The organism is Natronosalvus halobius (genome assembly GCF_024138145.1).
GTDB classification, from domain to species: domain Archaea; phylum Halobacteriota; class Halobacteria; order Halobacteriales; family Natrialbaceae; genus Natronosalvus; species Natronosalvus halobius.
Map to the genome: position 1 here is coordinate 2,648,278 of NZ_CP099997.1, position 19,447 is coordinate 2,667,724.

Here is a 19,447-nt window from a genome sequence, read left to right on the forward strand (position 1 = left end):
TATCCGTGACCAGGGGCTCGGGCTACGTAAGCCGCTCGTCTTCCAGGGGCTCCGGCTCGAAAGCCCCTCGTCTGACGGCCACGGCTACGGTTGTCGGGCCCGCTGACAGAGGCCGCCGCGCATATGCCGCCCCCACGTCTTTGACGCCAGTCGACGTCGAGAACGTATGTCCAGTTCCAGCCGCGACGCTGACTTACAGCAGGCTCGAGCCGACCTCGAGCTGGCGACCGAGACCGCCGGCGACGACGTACGGGAGACGATCCGGGATACGGCGGCCGCCTTCGCCGAAATCGCCGCAAGCGAGAGCGAGGCCGACCACGCTGTCTTCGACGAGCACCTCAACACCCTCAGGCAGGCACGACGCGAATCCGATGCCGAGACGGCCGACAGACTCGAGGGCGCCATCGAACACGCCGAGAGCTATCGCCAGAGCCTCGAGCAAGCGTGAGCCCTTTCGAGAACCGGTCCTCGGGGGTCGGTTTTCGCCCCGGTAGGGTAGCCTTACGAGGGTAACGGACCCATAACAATACCCTCGTGGCCCCCTCCAATGCGTATGCAATCGGCTGCGCACGACCAACCACGCGAGGCGCGGGAACGCGTCATCGTTCCCGGTATCACGGCCCCCAGCACCGTCGCCTGTCTGCGGTCGCTCGGGCCGCGCGGGATCTACACCATCGTCGGCTCCGAGGATCGGACGACGCCCGGCTCCGTCTCGAGGTACTGCGATCGATTCGTCACGCTCCCCGACCCGCGGTCGGACATCGAGGCCTACGGGGACGTCCTCCTCTCGCTCGCGGCGCGACCCGGCGTCGAGACGATCATCCCCGTCCGCGAGGAGGACGTCTACACGCTCGCAGCGAACAGGGACGCCTTCGCCGAGCACGTCGCGACGCCGTGGCCGGACTTCGAGACCCTGCGACAGGTGCAAGATCGGGTCGAACTCTTCTCGGCCGCTGAGCGCGCCGGCGTCGAGACGCCCGAGACGACCCTGCTCGACGAGTGGGACGACTGGTCGCGTGAGACGATCATCAAGCCCCGCTACACCGTTGCCGCCCCCGAGTACCTCGGTCACGACGCCGGGCTCAGCGACATCGGCTCGACCGTCTACCACGAACCCGGAACCCCGCCCGCAGTCGAATCGTCGCTCAACGAGTGGGGTCACGTCCCCATCGTCCAGGAGTACGTCCCTGACTCCCGAGAGTACGGCTTCTTCGCGCTGTACGACGAGGGTGAGGCAGTCGCCACCTTCCAGCACTGCCAGAAACGGGGCTACAAGTACAGCGGCGGGCCGAGTGCCTACCGCGAGTCGACCGACATCCCCGAACTCGAGGCTGCCGGCCTCGCGCTGCTGGACGAACTCGAGTGGCACGGTCTGGCGATGGTCGAGTTCCTGCGCAACCCCGAGACGGGGTCGTTCGAGCTGATGGAGATCAATCCGCGGTTCTGGTCGTCGCTCCCGTTCTCCGTTCGTGCGGGCGCTGACTTCCCCTACTACTACTGGCAGCTCGCACGCGGCGAGCCGATCAGCCAGCCCGACTACGAGGTCGGCATCGGCGGCCACCTGCTCCGGGGGGAACTCTGTCATCTCCACAGCATCCTGACCGAGAACTACCCGCTGGTCGAACGCCCCTCGTTTCTCTCCGCTGTCAGCGACGTCGCCACGTCGATGGTTCGAGAGCCCCGGTTCGACTACGCCGTCGCGGACGACCCCGTTCCGTTCGTCCAGGACGGCTGGAACTTCGTCCGCTCGGCCGCCGCCGAGCAACTCAGCGCCGCTCGAGAGGGGGGTGAAGCCGACGAATCGTCGCCAGCCGTCGGGTCGCCAGCACTCGCCGAGCAGGAACTCGCATCGAAGCCGGCAACGGCCGACATCGAGCCTCTCGAGGACCAGCGCGGACGGACGAACTGACGCCGAATCGTCGGGCATCGGCGTCTGACGATCTATCGTCCCCGAGCAGGTTCCTCACCGTTTGGGTGGCACATACCGGCGGCTCACTCGAGTCGCTCCCGAATCGCCTCGGGTTCGTACGAGAGCGTCAGCGACCGCGACCGTCCACGTCCGTCGATTTCGGCGTACTCGGCGTCGATGAGACCGAGCTGGTCGAGCTTGTTGACGATTTCCGAATAGCGAGTGTAACCGAGGTCGGTCTCCTCGCTGAACCGCTCGTATACCTCGCCGGCCTGGGCGCCATCGTGGTCGACGAGCACTTCGAGGAGCGCCCGCTCGTTCTCGCTCAGGCTGTTGAGGCTCCTGGAGAGGTTGATGTACTTCGACGTCTCGTAGGCCTTCTCGACGTCCTCGAGTTCGACGGTTCGGCTCGCCCGCATCTCGGCGTTGAGTCCGGCCCGCCTGAGGAGGTCGATCCCCACCCGGAGGTCACCGCTCTTGGCCGTGAGCGAGCCGACCCGCTCCAGGACGTCCGTGGCGACGACGCCGTCGTGGAACCCCCGCGTGACGCGCTCGTGGAGGATGTCGACGATCTCCGGCTGGTCGTACACCGGGAAGTAGACGTCCTCGGGCCGGAAGACGCTCTGGACGCGGGTGTCCAGGGCGTCGATCACCTCGAGCGCCGGATCCGAGGAGACGACGATGACGCCGATCTTCGCCCCCGGGTGTTCCTCGTGGGCGCGCAGCAGCGAGTAGAGCGTATCCGACGCCTCGTTCTCGTAGAAGAGGTAGTTGACGTCGTCGAGCGCGACGACGAGCACGCGGTCGTCCTCAACGAGTTTCTCGGCGATCTGGCCGAAGAGCTTCTTGAAGGAGATGCCCGACGACGGGGGTTCGTAGTCGAAACAGCCCTCGAACAGCCGCGAGAAGACGGAGTACCGCGTCGAGTTGACCTGACAGTTGACCCGGATCGTCTGGACGTCACGGGTCTGGGCGCCGACCTCGTCGTACAGCTTCTGAATCGCCGTGGTCTTCCCCGTTCCCGGCGGTCCGCGGACCATCACGTTCAGCGGGCGCGAGCCCCGGACCGCGGGTCGCAGCGCGTACGTGAGACTCTGCATCTGCGAATCGCGGTGGCGGAACGTCTCGGGGACGTAATCGATCTCGAAGACGTGCTCGTTCCTGAACACGGATTCGTCCCACGACAACATCCCCTCCTCGGGGTCGCCAGTCATCACTTTCACCACGCTCTCGAAGCTACTTAGTTGTTTGCGGTCGTTTTCGGCGTGAAGACGGATTCTCACCGCCTCGAGACCGTCGAAACGGGATATTGGTACGCAATCACCGACACAGCGTCCACGACTTTATATACGAAGCCGGGGCCAGAACGGACCGATGATCGACGTACCTGCGGACGGAAACGAGCGTCTGGCCGCCCTCGGCGGCGCGTGCCTCGTCGGCAGCGCGTTCCTCCCCTGGGCCAGCATCGACGTGTTCGACATATCGACGACGACGAACGGATTCACCGGCATGGGCTACGCCGTCCCGGTCGCCGGCTTCGTCGCCCTCGGACTGGTGACCCTTCGCGAGTGGACCGCGTTCGAAGCCAAAGTGACCGCGGCCGTGGGCGTCCTGGCGCTCCTCTTGTTGGGCGTGATCTACACCTCCCTCGAGAACGTCTTCGCCGTCGGCTACCCCGCCCACTACGTCACCGTCTCGCCGGAACCAGGCCTCTACGTCGCCGCCCTCGCCAGCGTGCTCGTCGCCGTTGCAGGGTATCGAGGGATGCAGGCGGCCGCCGCCACCGAGACAGCGACTCCAGCCGGGAGCGAGCCCCGCAGATGATCCGACCTCGAGGTCGATCTCCGACTGTGTTCACTCTCCGACTCCGTGGTCGCTCTCCCGACCGCGTTCACTCGAACTTCTCGAGCAACCGGTCGTAGAATGCGGCGTTCCCCTCCTGGGCAAGCTTCTCGACGATCAACTCGGGGGTCGACCGGGCGAGGTGGTCCTTGACCGGCGACCGGTTGACCTCGAGTTCGCCATCGACCAGGCCGACGGCCTCGATGCCGTCGACGGCCACGTCGATGGCGGCCATCTCCCGGATTTCGCCGGCCAGGTGGGAGACGAACACGGCCGTCGCGCCGTTCTCGGCGAGTGCCTCGAGGATACCGGCGATGATCTTCGCACTCGCCCCGGGTTCGGTGATGCTCTCGAGTTCGTCGACGAGAACGAGCGATCCCTCGCCGCCGGTGGCGAGGTCTGCGAACTCCCGGACAGTGGACTCGAACGCCCCCGCGTCCAGGGTTCCCTGCGTCTTGGCGTGGTAGTGTACGTCGTCGAAGCGACGCAGTCGGACCCCTTCGGCGGGTACGGGCAAACCCATGTGCGCGAGCACGACGACGCTCGCGACCAGGTCGAGCGTCGAAGTCTTTCCACCGCTGTTGACTCCCGAGAGTAGGGTGGTGCCCGACACCGCGTAGTCGACGGGCTCGATCGCCTCGAGTGGCTCCTCCAGGACGGGCGACCGGCCGCCCTCGATGGCGAACCCGGTTCCCTCGGCGTCTCCGCCGTCCCAGACGAACTCGGGCATCGTACACTCGAAGTCGCGGGCGAACCGGGCGATCGCGAGTTCGACGTCGAGTTCGAGCGCCGAGCGAACCAGGCCGTGGGCGCCCTCGCGCTGAGCGGCGAGGTCGGCTGCCAGGTCGCGTTTGAGCTGGGCCGCCCGCCGGTCCCGGGCGACGGTGAGTTCCTCGCGAAGCCGTGCCGTGGCGTTCTCGTCGCGCTCGACGGGGAAGGTCGGCTCGTCGTCGAAGACGTGGCGGGCGAGTTCGGCCTCGCCGACATCCAGGTCGAGGGCGTCGACCAGGTGCTCGTGGGCGGCCTCGATCGCTGCGGCGAACTCGTCGGCGAGTTCGCGAGAGAGCAGCGAGTCAACGCCGGCACCGCGTTCGACGAGCGAGAGCAGATCGGCGCCCTCGATGGTCACGTCTCGTTCCTCGATCGCCTCGCGGAGTCGGTCGTTGGCGACGCTCTCGGCGACGCCCGCGACCGCGTCGAGGTCGTCGACGGCGACCGTCAGCCGGTCGAGTTCGGGGTCGCCGGCGACGGTGCCGTCGTCGTCGAGGCGCTCGAGGCCGTTCTCGAGGGCGTCGAGGTCGACCGTCGCGTCCAGTTGCGAGCCGGTATCACCACCACCACCGTCGATCGCACGATGAACCGCAACCGCTGCCCGCAGTCGCTCCCGGTTGCGGGCGAAGAACGCGAGCGGGCGCTCCGGAACCACGTCGGCGGGATCTGCGAGCGCATCCGGGCGAACCTGTACGTCGCCCTCGACCTCGACCCCGGCGAAGGACTCGTCGATCGCGACCACCGTCGAATAGCCTCTCGCCAGTTCGGCGAGCCCCTGGGCATCCTCGACGATTTCGACGGAGATCTCGGGAATCGCTTCGCGAGCCTCGGCGTAGCGCTCGGCGTCGGTGGTCGCCAGACACCGGTCCCGGACGCGAACGTCGCCGGGACGCTCGAGCGGTTCGACGCCCTCGAGGGCCTCGAGCACGGCCGAACCGGGGTCGCGCTCGATCGCTCGACGGGAGAAGTTCTGCACCTCCTGGATGCGCGATTGCCTGGAACTGGGGTACAGCGTCTCGAGGCGGTGGGCCGCGTAGTCGGTCACCGTTCGATCCTGGCACAGCGAGAGCACCTGTCGGTAGATCTCGCGCCCCCGATCGGTCGCCAGGAAGCCGCCGGGGTCGTCGTGTTCGCGTCGGATCGCCCCACGGGCGATGCGAGCGGCTCGGCCGACGGTGACGCCGGGCGCGCTGGCGAGTGCGGCCACGTCGCCGCTCTCGAGGGCCCGCTCGGGGTCGTCGAGTTCGTCCAGTGCACGGGCGGTCTTCGCGCCGACGCCCGGGATCGACTCGAGGTCCATTGCCATCGACCGCCACGTCCCGCCGAGACGAGAAAAAGGTCCCGCCCCGTTCTCGGGCCGACTCTCGACTCTCGAGTCGTGGATCGCACGCCCCCGGTGAGCACGCTACTCCCAGGGATGACGCCCGCTCGTGCTCGGCCACAGGGGATACCAGTACTCCTTGTCGGATTCGATCTCGAGTTCGCCATCCAGGACGGACTCGAGTTTGAACTCGGTTCCCGAATCGCGCTCGCGGCCGGCCCGTGGCGCGAAGGGGTAGTACGCTCCGCGCCGGAAGGAGTAGATCCAGTAGGCGGGCCCGCTGTCGTTTCGGTAGGCGAAGACGGCTGCGAGCAGCCGCGAGCCGAACCCTTCCTCGATGAACGTGTCCGCCGCGAAGTGGAGGCTGGTGATCAGGTCCTCGGGGTCGGAGTCCTCGAGGACGACCCAGTGGTAGCCGTGGTCGTCCTCGGTGACGCGAAAGTCGGTGCCGGTGTCTTCGCTGCCGGCCTCCAGGATGGCTTCGACGTTTTCGACGGCGTCGCGAAAGCTGCTCGAATCGACGCCGGCGAAGCAGAGCGCGCCCGCGTCGGCGGAGTCGTAGCCGAGGTCGGCTTCCATCGTCAGATACGCGGTGCTCATCCCGAAGAGGTCCTCGGGGTTGGCGTCCCGGCTGGCGTCCGATTCGGCGCGTATGCCGAGGACGGATCGCAGTCCGTCGAGCAGTCCCATACCCCTCGTTGGACGGCCAGGGTTTGAAAGCTCGCGTTTTCTTGCTCGAAGGCGTTCGGCACGCTCACTCGAGGAACAACTGAAGGTCCGCCGCCGGCTGCTCGGGCGTCTCCGCACAGCCGTCGGGGAACGAAGTGTACCAGTCGGCGTCCCAGCCACAGGTCGTCCTGGCGGTGAGATCGGCCGCCGTCCCCCCGTCCACTTCCGGGGATGCCTCGAAGACGACGGTGTGACTCGAGGTGTGTGTCGTTTCTTCTCCTTCGAGGACGTGCTCGACTGCTCGCACGCGAATTGGACGGCCGATGTCGACGGGCTCGTCCGTGAGCCGTTCGACCGCTCGATCGGCAGCCGCGAGCCAGTTACCGCCGTCTTCGTCCTCGAGGCGAGCGTTCGGCAACAGGGCGACGGGTTCCTCGAGGTGAGTGGCGATCAGAACCGAGCCGTCGGCGGCGGTGACCCCGACGACGGCCATCCCGCGACTGTGGGCGCGGCAGTGGTTCTCGTCGGCGTGGATCTCGGTGCGTTCCTCGTAGTGAACGTCGTCGCGGTCTCGAAACCGAGCCGGGTCGGTGAGCGACTCGAGGTCGGTCAGGGAGTCGGTGCGCGTCGAGCTGGTCGCGGATCGTGGTGATTTCTCCGTCATTAGTTATTCGTCGCCGGTAGTCGTTCGAACTGTCCACTCGCCGTCGGTGGGAATCGTCGCCCGCACTTCGAGTTCTACGAGGGCTCCGTCGACGTTGTGACTGGCAACCCCGACCATGCAACTAGCCGGGTAGTGAGGATAGTCGATGAAGTCCGATCGGACATCGTGAATCGTCCCTCTGGTTTCGTCGTCGAGGACATCCTCGCGAACGAACCATCGGAACTTCACGATGTCGTGCATCGACCCCTCGAGGTCCTTGAGTATCTTTTCAACGAGGCCCAGCATCTGCCGAGTCTGCTCACGAACGTCCCCTTCGGGGTAGACGAGGCCGTTGATCTCGACGTGCGTGTGCGTGTCGTGATGCGTCGCCACTGCGAGCGAAATTTGTGGTTCGTCGATGACGTCCGATTCAATCGTGCCCTGTCCGGGTGCGATGACGGTTTTCTTCATCTGTATCTCGTGTCTGCGTTTCGACTGGATTCGCCGCGTTCCTGGAATGGACTCATTTCGGCAACCAGACCAACGGAACGTGATCCCAGGCCCAACGCTCCTCGGGTTTCTCGGTGAATTCCCAGAACTGCCGCGGCGGAGTGCCGAGAGCGTCTTCGATTGCCGATTCGGAGAGCGTACTTTCCCCCTCGAACACCAGCCGGAACCGCCTGGCGAACCCGTGGGGATCGAAGTCCGGGTCGTGCTCGCGCCACGCGTCGGAGTCCGCGAGACGACCGTCGTAGTGATCGCGCCCGGCCTCGGTGATGTAGCCGAGCACGAGGTGGCCTCCGGGGGTGACCGCGTCGTACAGCGCACGGAGCGCGCGTTCGGTGTCGTCGACGTAACACAGCGTCGCGTAACAGCACACGAGGTCGAACTGCCGACCGGGATCGAACTCGGGGAGCACGGCGCGTTCGAAGCATACGTTCTCGACCCCGTTCGAGCACGCTCGATCGCGGTTCGCCGCGAGAATCGAGTCGGCGGCGTCGTAGCCGACGACGCTGGTTTCCGGGTGGCGTTTCGCGACGGTAAAGGCGACCTCGCCGGGGCCACAGCCGACGTCCGCGACCGAATCAGGGACTCCTTTCGCGGCGATGAAGTCCTCGAGGAGGTCGGTCAGGTGGTGGGTACTGGGGGTCGCGCCGGCGCGGTCGTCCGCGTCGGCGGTCTCCCAGAAGCGGTTCCAGTCGATGGTCTGCCCGAAAGGGGTGTCTGTCATGCGTGAGGAGTTGCTATCCGTACGATCGGGTGTCGGTCGGTGGGAGCGGTCGACTCGTGGAGAGAGCCGTCGCTGTGGGATCGAAGGCGAGTCGTCGTTTCACAGTGCGCCCGAGATCAGGACTTTCGAGCGCTGTAGCTACACGTATTGGTAGTGATAAAAGAAAGCACCGATTTTAATTCGTTTACTTTCTGTATGTAATAATTCGGTGTGGCGGGTTAAATAGTTTTCGGCGTTCGTCGCGGATTCTCACCGGATCCGGTACTGTCGAAACTCGAGCGAGGATCTATACTGTCTCCATCTCGCGCTCGAGTTGGCGCAAACTCTCGACTCGCCGCTCGGTCGAGGGGTGCGTCGAAAACAGTTTTCCGACGATGCCGGACTTCAGCGGGATGATGAAGAAGGCGTTCATCTCGGCTTCTTCGCGCATGTCCCTGTCGGGAACCTTGTCGATCTCGCCCGAAATCTTCAGCAACGCGGAGGCGAGCGCAGAGGGGTTGCCGGTAATCGTCGCAGCGCCCCGGTCGGCGGCGAACTCGCGGTACCGAGAGAGCGCCCGGATTAGCAGGTAACTCACGATCCAGACGACCAGCGAGACGACGATGGCGACGATCACGCCGCCACCGCCGCCGCGGCCGCGACCGTGGCCGCCGCCGAAGAAGGCGCCCCAGCGGACGATCATGAACGCGATGGTCGACAGGAACGAGGCGATGGTCATCACCATCATGTCTCGATTCTTGACGTGGGCGAGCTCGTGTGCGAGGACGCCGTCGAGTTCGTCGCGGTCAAGTGTCCGCATCAGTCCCGTGGTGACGGCGACGGCGGCGTTCTTCTGGTTTCGCCCCGTCGCGAACGCGTTGGGTACCTTCGAGTCGATGACGGCGACTTTCGGCTTCGGGAGGTCGGCCTGCTGGGAGAGGCGTTCGACGGCGCTGTGAAGCTGTGGGTACTCCTCGGCGGAGACCGTCTTTGCGCCCATTGTTTTGAGGGTGAGGGTGTCACTGAAGAAGTACTGCACCAGCGACATCCCGCCGAAGAGCAGGCCGAAGATCAGCAGGTTCGCTCCGCCCGCGATGTACGCCGTCAACACCCCTGCGAAGACGATGTACAGGGCGAACAGCAGGAACATCGTGAGGAACATCCGAAACCGCAATCCCCAGTCCGGTTTCCAGTCCATACTCGAACAATGGACCGAGTGCGGATAAATCCGCCGCGAACGCGCCTCGAGCGGGTCGCCGGACCGAGCGCTTCGCTCGCGGTCGTCCTCGAGTCGCGCTCGTGATCGACCCTGTCGACCTCCAGCAGCGACACGGATAGCCGACGATATTGCTCCCTCGATACGTTCTGCTACCCCAATCTCATCTTTCAGCTGGGTCGCGAGTGCTCGAGCGGGTACGTCGAAGCGCCGAGTGAGCGTTCCCAAACCCCTCTATTTCCCCTGGAAAGTCGAGCACGAGGGGGCGACCACCGGTATCGACGCTCGTGCGTACGCCACGCGTCAGACGTACCGTCTTCGAGTTCCACCGGAAACGTCAGACGAGCGTGAAATACGTCGCTCTAGATGTTTGATGATCGGTAACACCTCGACCGAAACCGACAGCAACGGGGGAGATTCGACTTCTCGCTCGAAAACCGCGCTCAGCGGAGACGAATACCGTGTGGTCTGATAACACGATCCGTAACCCCTTAATTTCGGGTGGAGCTCCCACACGCTATGACCGAACGGCCCGTCGAACCCCTCTATTTCGGGTGGAAACGTCCCGCTGGAAACGGGCCGACGTCGGTGACGAACGCGTCGCTTAACTCCCTCAGTCTCCAACCACGGGACATGACCGATTCGCGTGCGTTCTGTCCCCGCTGTGGCGATCCGGTGCCGGAGCGGAGCGAAGGCGACGCGACGGACCCCCTCCGACCGGGGACCGACGTCGACCTCTGTGACAGCTGTTACTTCGACGACTTCGAATTCATCGACGCGCCCGACCGGATCGATGTGCGCGTCTGCGCCCAGTGTGGGGCCGTTCACCGGGGCCGCCGCTGGGTCGACATCGGCGCACAGGATTACACCGACGTCGCCATCGAGGAGGTGAGCGAGGCCCTGGCCGTCCACGTCGACGTCGAGGACGTCGCCTGGCAGGTCGAACCCGAGGAGGTCGGCCCGAACACGATCCGGATGCACTGTTTCTTCACGGGAACGGTTCGCGGAACGCCCGTCGAAGAGCAGGTGATGATCCCGGTGAAAATCGCCCGCCAGACCTGCACCCGGTGCGGTCGCATCGCCGGGGACTACTACGCCAGTATCGTCCAGATCCGGGCCGAGGGCCGGACGCCCACGACGGAAGAACTCGAGCGGGCGAGAGAAATCGCTGAGAACATCGTCGCGGACATGGAGGCGACCGGGGACCGGAACGCCTTCATCACCGAGACCACGGAGACCGACGACGGCCTCAACATGCGGGTTTCGACCAACAAGATCGGCAAGAAAATCGCCAACAAGATGGTCGAGGAGTTCGGCGGCACCGTCAACGACGCCGAAACCCTGGTGACAGAGGACGAGGACGGCAACGGCGTCTACCGCGTGACGTTCGCGGTTCGTCTCCCGCCGTACGTCCCCGGCGACGTGATCGACCTCGCGAACGACGACGAGGGGCCCGTCCTGGTCAGCAGCGCCCACGGCAACCTCAAGGGGATCCGGTTACGGACGGGCGAGCGCTACGAGGCGAGTTACGAGGAGGGGAACGCCCCAGAGGCCCGCAAACTCGGGGAGCGCCAGGACGCCGTCGAGGCGACCGTCGTCACGGTCGAGGACGAGCGTTCGATCCAGGTGCTCGACCCCGAGACCTACCAGGCGAAGACGATTTCCCGGCCCGAGTACGTCGATGCCGACGCGGAGGAAGTACCGGCGCTGAAGAGTCGTGCGGGATTGCACATTTTGCCGAAGGACGATGAGTGAGGACCCCTCGAGTTCAGACGACGATTCGAACTCGAGTACCGACGCCGATACGACAGATTTCATCTCGTCGGATTCGACCGCGATCGAACCCCGAGACGACCCGCTCGCCGTCGTCGTCGAGAAACCGCGCTCGGAGACAGCGATCGAATCCCTGCGGGCCGAGGGCGTCTACGACGACGACCGCCGGGTGCGGGAGTACGGCTCCGAGACCGTGGCGCTCCCGGTGCTCGAGCCACCCACGGAGACGGCCGTCCTGGAGGTCGTCCGTCAAATCGACCCCGCCTACCGCACCCGCGACCTGGCCGACCACCTCCGCGAGCGGGGGTGGACCGACGCCGACCTCGAGACGGCGCCCGGCTCCTGGGCCGTTATCGGCTCGGTGATTCTCGTTCGCGTTCCCGACGACTGCTACGACGAGACCGAACTCGGGGAGGCCTTACTCGCACTCCACGGTGAGGCCGACAGCGTGCTCGCCGACGAGGGGATTTCGAACGAGGGCGAAGGCGACGGCGGCACCTACCGCGAACCCCGAACGCGACTGCTCGCGGGCTCGGGCGACACCGAGACGGTCCACGTCGAGGACGGGACGCAGTATGGACTCGACCCCGCTCGCGTCATGTTCTCGCCGGGGAATCAGGCCGAACGGCGGCGAATGGCCGAGGTCGTGGAGCCCGACGAGCGCGTCTTCGACATGTTCGCCGGCATCGGCTACTTCACGCTCCCGATGGCACGAGCGGGGGCACGGGTGACGGCCACCGAATTGAATCCGACGGCGTTTCGTTACCTGCTTGAGAACGCGATGGCCAACGACGTCTCGAGTCGGGTCGACGCCTACCACAGTGACTGTCGTGACCTGGTCGCCGACGTTCGCGCGGACCGGGTCGTCATGGGGTACTACGGCTACGCCGACAGCGAAGACGAGGCGGGACACGGCGCGAGAACCGACGAAGCCGTCGACTTTCTCCCCGCGGCCCTCGAGGCCCTCGAACCGGGCGGCGTCGTCCACTACCACGAGGCGACGCCCGAATCGGAGCTCTGGGAGCGACCGATCGGTCGACTCGAGGCCGCCGTCGAACGGGCAGGGCGAACCCTCGAGGTGCTCGAGAAGCGGCGCGTGAAGTCACACAGCGCAGGGGTCGAGCACGTGGTCCTGGACGTCCGGGTGGAGTGACCGAGCGGCCTCGGCACCCGTTTACACCTGCCGGCGTTGCACCTTTCACGAACGTTTCGGGCGTGAAATTGATACGACCGGGGTTCGAACCGTCTCGGTATGAACAAAAATCAGATTATTGCGGCACTGTTCGCCCTGTTGATGATCACCTCGATGGTCGCCTGGGGTGCGACGTTTATCTTCTAACTCTCCGTATCCCAGACGTCCGCGAGCGGGCTGCGCTTCGAGGAGCGTCGGCCGCGTCGCGACCGTGAACGGGACCGGCCTCGTGCACCGCTCGAGTCGTCCTCGGCCGCTTTCTCACTCGAGCCGGTCCCCGAAGCACTCGACGACCCGGAGCGTGCCGACCCGCGACCCGATAACGTCCTCGAGTACTCCCCGCTCTCGTCCGTCGAGGCGAGCGCCGCTCGCGGTTCGAACTCCGGCAGATCGGGTTCCTCGAGCCGGTCGACCTGCTCCGCGAACCAGTCAGGCATGTCCGTCCGGGCCCGATCGAACAAATCGAGCAGGCTCGAGTCCGCGACGTAGGTCGCCCCGTGGTCGTCAGGGGCGCGGATCACCCGGCCGCAGGCCTGAATCACGGTCCGGAGCGCCGCCCGGTAGTACCACGCCCACTGCCCTTGCTCGAGTCGGTGAGCCACTCGCGAGTCGCTCGTGTTCAGGAAGGGTGCCTTACAGAGCACCTGCCAGCGACAGAGGTCGCCCTTCAGGTCGAGGGCTTCCTCCATCTTCACCGAGAGGAAGACGTCCGGTTCCGAGGACGCCTTCCAGGACTCGAGATCGGCGTCCCGGTCGTCGCGACTGTGCGCCCGGACGCGGTCACCGACACCGAAATCGGTGAGGAGGGCTTCGAGTTGCTCCTGGATCGCGTAGGAGTGGGCGTGGACCAGCCCCTTCTCGTCGGGGTGGGCCTGCATGATACGGACGATGGTGCGGGCGATCTTTGGCAGGGTCTCCTCGCGATGCTCGTAGGTCATCTTTCCCTGGGTAACGTCGTAGAGCGGACGGTTTTCGACGGGGAAGGTGTGGCCAACGTCGACGAGAGCGACGCGGGAGGGTTCGAGACCGACGTGTCGGCAGAAGGCGTCCTTGTTGAGGATCGTGGCCGAGAGGAGCGCGAATTTGTTGCCCCGGTCCCAGACGGTGTACCGGAGGTAGCGCTCGGGGTCCATCGGCTTGATGGTGAGGGGGCCGCCGTTGGGGTTCTCGGTTTCGTCCTCGTCCCCACTGCCCCTCGCGTTCGCCCCTCTGTCACGATCACGACTCGAGTCCCCGTCATCGTCCTGGTCGACCAGCCACGTCGTCGGACTCTGTGGATCGCGATAGTCCTCGACGAAGAAGTCGAGTTCGCCGATGAGTTCCTGGAGGCGGTCGCGTTCTCTGACCTCGCCTGGTGACAGCGACTCCTGGGCGAGCAACTCGTCCTTCCGGCTGGTACATCGCCGGGCGAGTGCCTCCGCGTAGCGGACCGCTCCCTCGACGGAGTCGACCTGGGGCACCCGGAGGTCGTCCCAGAACGGGACCGTCCGGGGGCCAAGCTGGATCGTCGCGTACATCTCGGCCCACTCGGAGAGCCCGTGGGCCTCGTCGATCACGACGACGTCGCGCTTACGGAACACCTCGCTGCCCGCGGTCTGCATGAAGTACGCGAGCGTCATCGCCGCGATGGAGCGATTGGAGGCGATGGCCCGGTCGGAAAAGTACGGACAGCGGTGCTGGACCGAGCAGTCGTATCCCCGCTCGCGGACGCAGGGGGCCTGGTTGACCGGCGTGTCGAGTTCGCCGGGGAGGATGCAGGTGTAGTTCGACTTCCCGCGGATGACGTTCAGGTCCTGGAGCAGGTCGTCGCCGGCCACGTCGTCGAGCTGGGAGACCTGCGGGGTCGTGTAGTAGGCGCCGGTCGCCTCCACTGGGTCGGCCTCGTCGACCGTACGGGCACAGCCGGCGACCGCACGAGCCAGCAGGGACTTGCCGCTGCCCGTCGGCGCGCGGACGAGAACGACGTCGTTGCCCGCCTCGAAGGCGTCGCGAATGTCGCGGAGGGCCTGCTCCTGGTTGCCCCGGTAGCTCGGCGCGGGGAACGCCTCGAAGATCCGGTCGGGATTCACCACTCGAGTCACCGGCGGGCGTGGTCCTAAAGGCTGCGGAGTCTCGCGCGTCCTGGAATCTACGCCGGTCGACTTCGAGGTGAGCTTCCGGTGAGAACGCCCGGCTTACGCGAGGGTAGGAACCCAATTACAATCCGGATCGTTGGCCTCGAACGACGTACGGAAGGGTCGCTCAGCGGAAGAGCACCGCGGCGTCTCTGACCCGCGGGGGCCGTCCGGCCTCGTGGCGTTCGAATCCCACCCCTTCCGCTCCCGCCTTTGCTATATTTTCTATAGCCATGCCGTGAGCCGAGCACCACGCTCTTTGTCACCGCCTGCGAACGGATGCTATGGCACGCCTCGAGGACCCGCTCGAGATCGGCGGCGTCGAGATCCCGAACCGACTCTACCGTGCGCCGGTCCTCGAGTGTGCGGGCAACGGGCCCGACGCGGTCGAGACGCTGATCGAAGACCTCGAACCGGCCGCCGCGTCGGGCGTCGGATTGCTCTGTCAGGGGGCGACTATCGTTCGCGGCGAGGGCGGCTGTGCTGCTCCAGGGATGACTCGCGTCCACGACCCCGACTTCGTGTCCCGACTCTCGCGGCTCACCGACCGGGTCCACGACCACGGAAGTCGAATCTTCGTGCAACTCGAGCACGGGGGCCTCCGGAGCATGGAGACCTGGCACGCCGGCTACCGACGCGAGCACCCGGACCTCGAGCAACTCGCCGTCTCCCCTCTCCCGGCACCGCTTCGCGCACTCGACCGGGCGGGCTTTCTGGCCTACGACCCACACGTCATGACGACCGAGGAGGTGTACGAACTGGCCGTCGACTTCGGCCGTTCGGCGGCGTACTGCGTCGACGCCGGCTACGACGGCATCCACATCTCGGGGGCGAACATGGGTATCGTCCAGCAGTTCCTCTCGCCGTTTTACAACCGCCGTGACGACGAGTTCGGCGGCTCACCAGAGAACCGACTCGCCTTCCTGGATGCCGTCCACGACGAGATTCGCGACCGAGCGGGAGACATCCCGCTGATCACCAAGGTTCCCGCCGAGACGCCAGCCCCGCCCTGGCCGATCGTCTGCCGGAAGCTCTCCCTCCAGGACGGCGTCGAAATCGCGAGGCGTCTGGAGCGGATCGGTTACGACGGTGTGGTTCCGGTCCAGACTTCGGTCGCCTGGGACATGAGCATCGTCCGCGGACGGTATCCGAAACGGGCCTGGGAGAACGAGGCCCTTCGCGAGGGGTACGACGAGGCATTCGGCGGCCCGCGGCGGCGGCGACTCGTCGCGCTGGGCAACCGGCTCGAGTCGCTGGTCTACGACTTCGAGCCGGCCTGGAACGAGGACTTCTGCCGTCGCGTCCGCGAGCGGGTGTCGATTCCGGTGCTCGCCGAGGGCGGGATTCGTGAGCGCGGGCAGATGGACCGGTTGCTGGGCGCGGCTGGCGAGACCGACGATGGGACGGCCAGGAACGCGGACCCCGCCTGCGACGCCGTCGGCATGGCTCGCCCGTTCTACGCCGAGCCCCGGTTGGGCGCGCGACTGCTCGAATCTGCGTCCGCTGCCACGGTCGACTCCGCTGGCGTGGTTGTGCCCGACGCCACCGGCGAGAGCCGCGAACTCACGTCGGAAACGCGGGTTCTCTGTGAGAATTGCAACAACTGTACGGTGCCGCAAGTAACAAGCGCTCCGGGAATCTGTCGCACGCCGTCGGTGCTCAGCAAACGGGGCGAACTCGAGCGGGAGGGCGCCTACGACGGCCGGGAGTGACCTCCCACCCCGTGTTGGCCACCGGTCCCCGGCTGCCAGCCGAACGCCTATGCTCTGCCGCCCGAAACCTCGAGCCAGCATGCGCGCAGTACTCTTCGACATGGACGGCGTCCTCGTCGACTCCGAGGACTACTGGGTCACCCTCGAACGCGAAGAACTCCTCCCACAGGTCGTCCCCGATCAGGACGTCGAGGTCGCCGAGATCACCGGAATGAACTACCGTGAAATCTACGACTACCTCGACGCGGAGTACGAGACGGCGGTCTCCCGCGAGGAGTTCCTGAACCTGTTCGAAAACGCCGCCGAGACCCTCTACCGCGATCGCGTGACCCTCCTCGAGGGCACTCACGACCTGCTCGACGAACTCGAGGAGCAGGGCGTCCCACGAGCCATCGTCTCCTCGTCGCCCCACGACTGGATCGACGTCGTCCTGGAGCGCTTCGACCTCGCGGATCGGTTCGACGCGATCGTCAGCGCCGAGGAGATCGACGGGCCGGGCAAGCCGGAACCGGACGTCTTCGAGTACGCTGCGGCCGAACTCGGCGTCGAACCCGGGGAGTGCGTCGTCCTCGAGGACTCCGAGCACGGGATCCGCGCGGCGGCCCGTGCGGGGACGATTTGCATCGCCTACGAGATCGACGCTCACGACGACGTCGATTACTCGCCTGCCGACGCGGTCGTCGACGCCCCGCTCGAGTTGCGCAATGCGGTTCTCGAGCGAGTCCAGGGTAGCTCTCGTTAACGTGACTTGCTGTGGCCTCTGCTGACGACCCTCTCTGTGGTCTCTGGTATTGGTGCTCTCTGTGGTCTCTAGTATTGACACTCCCTGTGATCCCTGCTAACAACCCCCTCTTTGGCCAGTACGTTCAAACGTCGTGAGCGTCACTAGTGAATACATGAACAGACGTCGCTATCTCGAGACGATCGCCGCCGGTCTCGCCGTGGGCGGTCTGGCTGGCTGTCTCGACGATCTCCAGGCGACATCCAGAAGCGACGCCGACCGGACGGCTGGGAACGGCGACGGGGCGGAGGACGACGGCACCGGCAGCACCGACGGCACTGACGACTCCACAACCGGCGGCAGCGCCGGACGCGACGAAGCCGACCGCGAGATTCGAATGGCTGCCGGGCGACTGAACCGCGCCGGCGCCTCGCTTCGAGAATCCCGCAACTCCCTCGAAGATCCCGAATCGGCCGACTACGATCCCGAGGAGCCCCAGGCGTTTCTCGACGAAGCCCTCGAGTCGCTCGAGGCGGCCGAAGACGCCGGCCCGACCGAGGCACAGCGCGCCGACATCGAGGAACTGAACGCCTACGCGGCCGTCCTCGGCCCCGCCATCGAGGTGACGGCCGTCGTCACCGACGACGGTCTCGAGGAGGAGGTCGATCGGGTCAACGACGCCATCGTCGACGAGAACCTCGTGACGGCCCGGTCGGTCGCCGAGTCGCTGGTCGACACCTTCGCCCCCGCCCAGGAGACCCTCGAACCCGCGCTCGAGGGCGTCGAATCCCTCGATGCCGACCGGCTCGCCGACCTCGCGATCACGGACCTCGCGGCCGTCCAGGACGGCGTCCGGACGCTCGAGTCCGTCGTCGACTCCCTGGTCGTCCTCTCGGAGTCTCTCGTGTCCCTCGTTGCCGGCCATGAGGCCCTCGAGGAAGGCGGTACCCTGGCCGACGAAGAAGCGTTCGACGCGGCGTGTACGGCTTTCGACGACGCTGCGACGATTTACGCGGATACCGCAGCGTTGCTCGAGGACGGCTACGCGGACGCTCCCGAGGGGCTAGTCGCGTACTTCGAGACGGCGTTGTGCCAGTCCGACCACCTCGAGCGGGCGGCGGTCGCGTTCAACGAGGCGGCGAAGGCGGCCGACGACGGAGACCGGCGCACGGCCGAAGAGCGAGAGGCCGACGCGGAGGAGCAACTCGAGCTGGCGGAAGCGTGCGGGGCATAAGGAAAGCGAACACCGGTATGAATTACGATTCGCGACTATCGGAACCGACTACGACGAGTCGACTGGCCGCCCGCCCTCGGTCCGCGGGGCGACGTGATCGACGTAGGCCTCGAGCGACGGTTCCTCGACGCGGACGCGAACGGCGATCTCGCCGAGTTCGTCGGGTTCGCCGACCGAGAAGTTCACGCGTCCCTCGAACGCCGCTTGCTTCTTCAGCGCGAAGTGAAACGTGTCGCCCTCGCGGCTCGAGAAGAACTCGCCACGGGCAGTATCCAGAATCTCCTGGCGGTGGAGCTGCTCGGAGAAGTGCTCCATGGAGTGGGCTGTCGCCGTCACCTCGCCGAAGCGCTCTTCGGGCTCGGCGTTCGGAAACAGGTTCCTGATGGCGTCTTCGACCCGGCTCGTGACTTCCGTGTCGTTGACGGGGGCAGTGATTTCGACGTCGACGCGGTAGAGCGTGGTCATGTCAGGGTTCGGATTCGAGGGTCGGTTCGGTATCTTTGGCATCTTCGACGTCTTCGACATTGTCGGCGTCCTGGGACTCTTCGCCAGAATCGACGTCGGTACCGTCGGCCGCCGCCTGGAGCACCTCGCTAATCTGCGACCGAAACGCCTCGAGGCTCTCGGTGTTCTCGACGACGACGTCCGCACGTGCCATCGCGTCGTCCATCCCAAAGCCGCGTTCGCGCTCGTCGCGGGCCTCGAGTCCCTCGCCGCCGTCGTCCTCGTCGGCGTCCCGGCCGCGGTCGACGACGCGTTCGCGACGGATGCCGAAGGGGGCCTCGATGCTCACGAGCGTGAAGTCCTCGCCGAAGCGCTCCTCGAAGACGTCGACCTCGGTGCCGGATCGAATACCGTCGACGAGGACGCCCTCGTGGTCCTCCAGGCGGTCTTCGAGCATCGGGAGGGAGCGTTCGGCGATGGCGGCGGGACCGTTCTCCTCCCGCAGCGCCTGGGCGACCGTCCCGTGGTCCTTGCTGGAGTCGAGTCCCCTGTCGGTGGTTTCCTGTCGAACCACGTCGCCCATCGTGACGACCGGGATTCCTCGCTCGCGGGCGACCGTCGCGGCTTCGCCCTTGCCGCTTCCCGGGAGTCCGACGGTTCCGATAACGTACATCGG

Annotated in this window: 18 protein-coding genes and 1 tRNA gene; 9 read left to right on the forward strand and 10 right to left on the reverse strand. The window is 66.0% G+C overall.

What is annotated here, in order from left to right; translation table 11 throughout:
• Positions 1–166 precede the first annotated feature (166 nt).
• Complete coding sequence (locus NGM15_RS12930; RefSeq protein WP_253431641.1) at positions 167–448, forward strand: DUF7553 family protein; 282 nt, start codon at positions 167–169, stop codon at positions 446–448.
• Between the two features lie 105 nt (positions 449–553).
• Complete coding sequence (locus tag NGM15_RS12935) at positions 554–1,909, forward strand: carboxylate--amine ligase (RefSeq protein WP_253431643.1); 1,356 nt, start codon at positions 554–556, stop codon at positions 1,907–1,909.
• Positions 1,910–1,992: 83 nt separating this feature from the next.
• Here the strand turns inward: NGM15_RS12935 and NGM15_RS12940 are convergent, their stop codons facing one another.
• The gene (locus NGM15_RS12940; protein ID WP_253431646.1) at positions 1,993–3,123 is read right to left on the reverse strand and encodes an ORC1-type DNA replication protein; all 1,131 of its coding nucleotides are present in this window, start codon (positions 3,121–3,123) and stop codon (positions 1,993–1,995) included.
• A 160-nt stretch (positions 3,124–3,283) separates the two neighbouring features.
• On the opposite strand from NGM15_RS12940, the gene NGM15_RS12945 reads away from it, so the two are divergent.
• Positions 3,284–3,733, forward strand: coding sequence for a hypothetical protein (locus NGM15_RS12945; protein ID WP_253431648.1), 450 nt, complete (start codon positions 3,284–3,286; stop codon positions 3,731–3,733).
• 67 nt (positions 3,734–3,800) lie between these two features.
• Here the strand turns inward: NGM15_RS12945 and NGM15_RS12950 are convergent, their stop codons facing one another.
• The 6 genes from NGM15_RS12950 to htpX all read right to left on the reverse strand — a co-directional run bounded on the left by NGM15_RS12950 (position 3,801) and on the right by htpX (position 9,563).
• On the reverse strand, positions 3,801–5,822 hold the full coding sequence (locus NGM15_RS12950; RefSeq protein ID WP_253438077.1) for a MutS-related protein: 2,022 nt from the start codon (positions 5,820–5,822) through the stop codon (positions 3,801–3,803).
• Positions 5,823–5,927: 105 nt separating this feature from the next.
• Positions 5,928–6,533 carry a PspA-associated protein PspAB gene (pspAB, locus tag NGM15_RS12955; protein WP_253431651.1) on the reverse strand — a complete coding sequence of 202 codons (606 nt, stop codon included), beginning with the start codon at positions 6,531–6,533 and terminating at the stop codon, positions 5,928–5,930.
• 64 nt (positions 6,534–6,597) lie between these two features.
• The gene (locus tag NGM15_RS12960; RefSeq protein WP_253431653.1) at positions 6,598–7,176 is read right to left on the reverse strand and encodes a hypothetical protein; all 579 of its coding nucleotides are present in this window, start codon (positions 7,174–7,176) and stop codon (positions 6,598–6,600) included.
• A 3-nt stretch (positions 7,177–7,179) separates the two neighbouring features.
• Positions 7,180–7,626, reverse strand: a complete 447-nt coding sequence (locus tag NGM15_RS12965) for a RidA family protein (RefSeq protein WP_253431656.1) — start codon at positions 7,624–7,626, stop codon at positions 7,180–7,182.
• A gap of 52 nt (positions 7,627–7,678) precedes the next feature.
• Positions 7,679–8,386, reverse strand: coding sequence for a class I SAM-dependent methyltransferase (locus tag NGM15_RS12970; RefSeq protein ID WP_253431659.1), 708 nt, complete (start codon positions 8,384–8,386; stop codon positions 7,679–7,681).
• A 286-nt stretch (positions 8,387–8,672) separates the two neighbouring features.
• Complete coding sequence (gene htpX / locus NGM15_RS12975; RefSeq protein WP_253431661.1) at positions 8,673–9,563, reverse strand: zinc metalloprotease HtpX; 891 nt, start codon at positions 9,561–9,563, stop codon at positions 8,673–8,675.
• A gap of 651 nt (positions 9,564–10,214) precedes the next feature.
• On the opposite strand from htpX, the gene NGM15_RS12980 reads away from it, so the two are divergent.
• Together NGM15_RS12980 and NGM15_RS12985 are read left to right on the forward strand one after the other, a co-directional pair.
• Positions 10,215–11,336, forward strand: a complete 1,122-nt coding sequence (locus NGM15_RS12980) for a 60S ribosomal export protein NMD3 (RefSeq protein WP_253431664.1) — start codon at positions 10,215–10,217, stop codon at positions 11,334–11,336.
• Positions 11,329–12,507 (forward strand): class I SAM-dependent methyltransferase, encoded by a 1,179-nt coding sequence (locus NGM15_RS12985; protein ID WP_253431667.1) that lies wholly within the window; start codon positions 11,329–11,331, stop codon positions 12,505–12,507. Before NGM15_RS12980 ends, NGM15_RS12985 begins: the two co-directional genes overlap by 8 nt.
• 182 nt (positions 12,508–12,689) lie before the next feature.
• Here NGM15_RS12985 and NGM15_RS12990 read toward each other — a convergent pair whose 3' ends face one another.
• The gene (locus tag NGM15_RS12990) at positions 12,690–14,615 is read right to left on the reverse strand and encodes a helicase C-terminal domain-containing protein (protein WP_253431670.1); all 1,926 of its coding nucleotides are present in this window, start codon (positions 14,613–14,615) and stop codon (positions 12,690–12,692) included.
• Positions 14,616–14,776: 161 nt separating this feature from the next.
• Between NGM15_RS12990 and NGM15_RS12995 the strand changes: the two genes are divergently transcribed.
• From NGM15_RS12995 to NGM15_RS13010, 4 genes are all read left to right on the forward strand, one after another.
• A tRNA-OTHER gene (locus NGM15_RS12995) sits at positions 14,777–14,864 on the forward strand.
• An 80-nt stretch (positions 14,865–14,944) separates the two neighbouring features.
• Positions 14,945–16,372 (forward strand): oxidoreductase, encoded by a 1,428-nt coding sequence (locus NGM15_RS13000; protein WP_253431673.1) that lies wholly within the window; start codon positions 14,945–14,947, stop codon positions 16,370–16,372.
• 79 nt (positions 16,373–16,451) lie between these two features.
• On the forward strand, positions 16,452–17,114 hold the full coding sequence (locus tag NGM15_RS13005) for an HAD family hydrolase (protein ID WP_253431676.1): 663 nt from the start codon (positions 16,452–16,454) through the stop codon (positions 17,112–17,114).
• Positions 17,115–17,268: 154 nt separating this feature from the next.
• Positions 17,269–18,327, forward strand: a complete 1,059-nt coding sequence (locus NGM15_RS13010) for a heat shock 70 family protein (RefSeq protein ID WP_253431679.1) — start codon at positions 17,269–17,271, stop codon at positions 18,325–18,327.
• A gap of 48 nt (positions 18,328–18,375) precedes the next feature.
• On the opposite strand, the gene NGM15_RS13015 is transcribed toward NGM15_RS13010, so the two are convergent.
• Together NGM15_RS13015 and NGM15_RS13020 are read right to left on the reverse strand one after the other, a co-directional pair.
• Positions 18,376–18,792 (reverse strand): RNA-binding domain-containing protein, encoded by a 417-nt coding sequence (locus NGM15_RS13015; protein ID WP_253431681.1) that lies wholly within the window; start codon positions 18,790–18,792, stop codon positions 18,376–18,378.
• Between the two features lies 1 nt (position 18,793).
• Complete coding sequence (locus NGM15_RS13020; RefSeq protein ID WP_253431684.1) at positions 18,794–19,444, reverse strand: AAA family ATPase; 651 nt, start codon at positions 19,442–19,444, stop codon at positions 18,794–18,796.
• Positions 19,445–19,447 lie beyond the last annotated feature (3 nt).

Coding starts and splice junctions, on each gene's coding strand:
- NGM15_RS13005 (WP_253431676.1), top strand. CDS start 16,452: ATGCGCGCAGTACTCTTCGACATGGACGGCGTCCTCGTCGACTCCGAG.
- NGM15_RS12950 (WP_253438077.1), bottom strand. CDS start 5,822: ATGGACCTCGAGTCGATCCCGGGCGTCGGCGCGAAGACCGCCCGTGCA.
- NGM15_RS12980 (WP_253431664.1), top strand. CDS start 10,215: ATGACCGATTCGCGTGCGTTCTGTCCCCGCTGTGGCGATCCGGTGCCG.
- NGM15_RS12985 (WP_253431667.1), top strand. CDS start 11,329: ATGAGTGAGGACCCCTCGAGTTCAGACGACGATTCGAACTCGAGTACC.
- NGM15_RS12960 (WP_253431653.1), bottom strand. CDS start 7,176: ATGACGGAGAAATCACCACGATCCGCGACCAGCTCGACGCGCACCGAC.
- htpX (WP_253431661.1), bottom strand. CDS start 9,563: ATGGACTGGAAACCGGACTGGGGATTGCGGTTTCGGATGTTCCTCACG.
- NGM15_RS12930 (WP_253431641.1), top strand. CDS start 167: ATGTCCAGTTCCAGCCGCGACGCTGACTTACAGCAGGCTCGAGCCGAC.
- NGM15_RS12965 (WP_253431656.1), bottom strand. CDS start 7,626: ATGAAGAAAACCGTCATCGCACCCGGACAGGGCACGATTGAATCGGAC.
- NGM15_RS13010 (WP_253431679.1), top strand. CDS start 17,269: ATGAACAGACGTCGCTATCTCGAGACGATCGCCGCCGGTCTCGCCGTG.
- NGM15_RS12970 (WP_253431659.1), bottom strand. CDS start 8,386: ATGACAGACACCCCTTTCGGGCAGACCATCGACTGGAACCGCTTCTGG.
- NGM15_RS13020 (WP_253431684.1), bottom strand. CDS start 19,444: ATGTACGTTATCGGAACCGTCGGACTCCCGGGAAGCGGCAAGGGCGAA.
- pspAB (WP_253431651.1), bottom strand. CDS start 6,533: ATGGGACTGCTCGACGGACTGCGATCCGTCCTCGGCATACGCGCCGAA.
- NGM15_RS12945 (WP_253431648.1), top strand. CDS start 3,284: ATGATCGACGTACCTGCGGACGGAAACGAGCGTCTGGCCGCCCTCGGC.
- NGM15_RS12940 (WP_253431646.1), bottom strand. CDS start 3,123: ATGACTGGCGACCCCGAGGAGGGGATGTTGTCGTGGGACGAATCCGTG.
- NGM15_RS12935 (WP_253431643.1), top strand. CDS start 554: ATGCAATCGGCTGCGCACGACCAACCACGCGAGGCGCGGGAACGCGTC.
- NGM15_RS13015 (WP_253431681.1), bottom strand. CDS start 18,792: ATGACCACGCTCTACCGCGTCGACGTCGAAATCACTGCCCCCGTCAAC.
- NGM15_RS13000 (WP_253431673.1), top strand. CDS start 14,945: ATGGCACGCCTCGAGGACCCGCTCGAGATCGGCGGCGTCGAGATCCCG.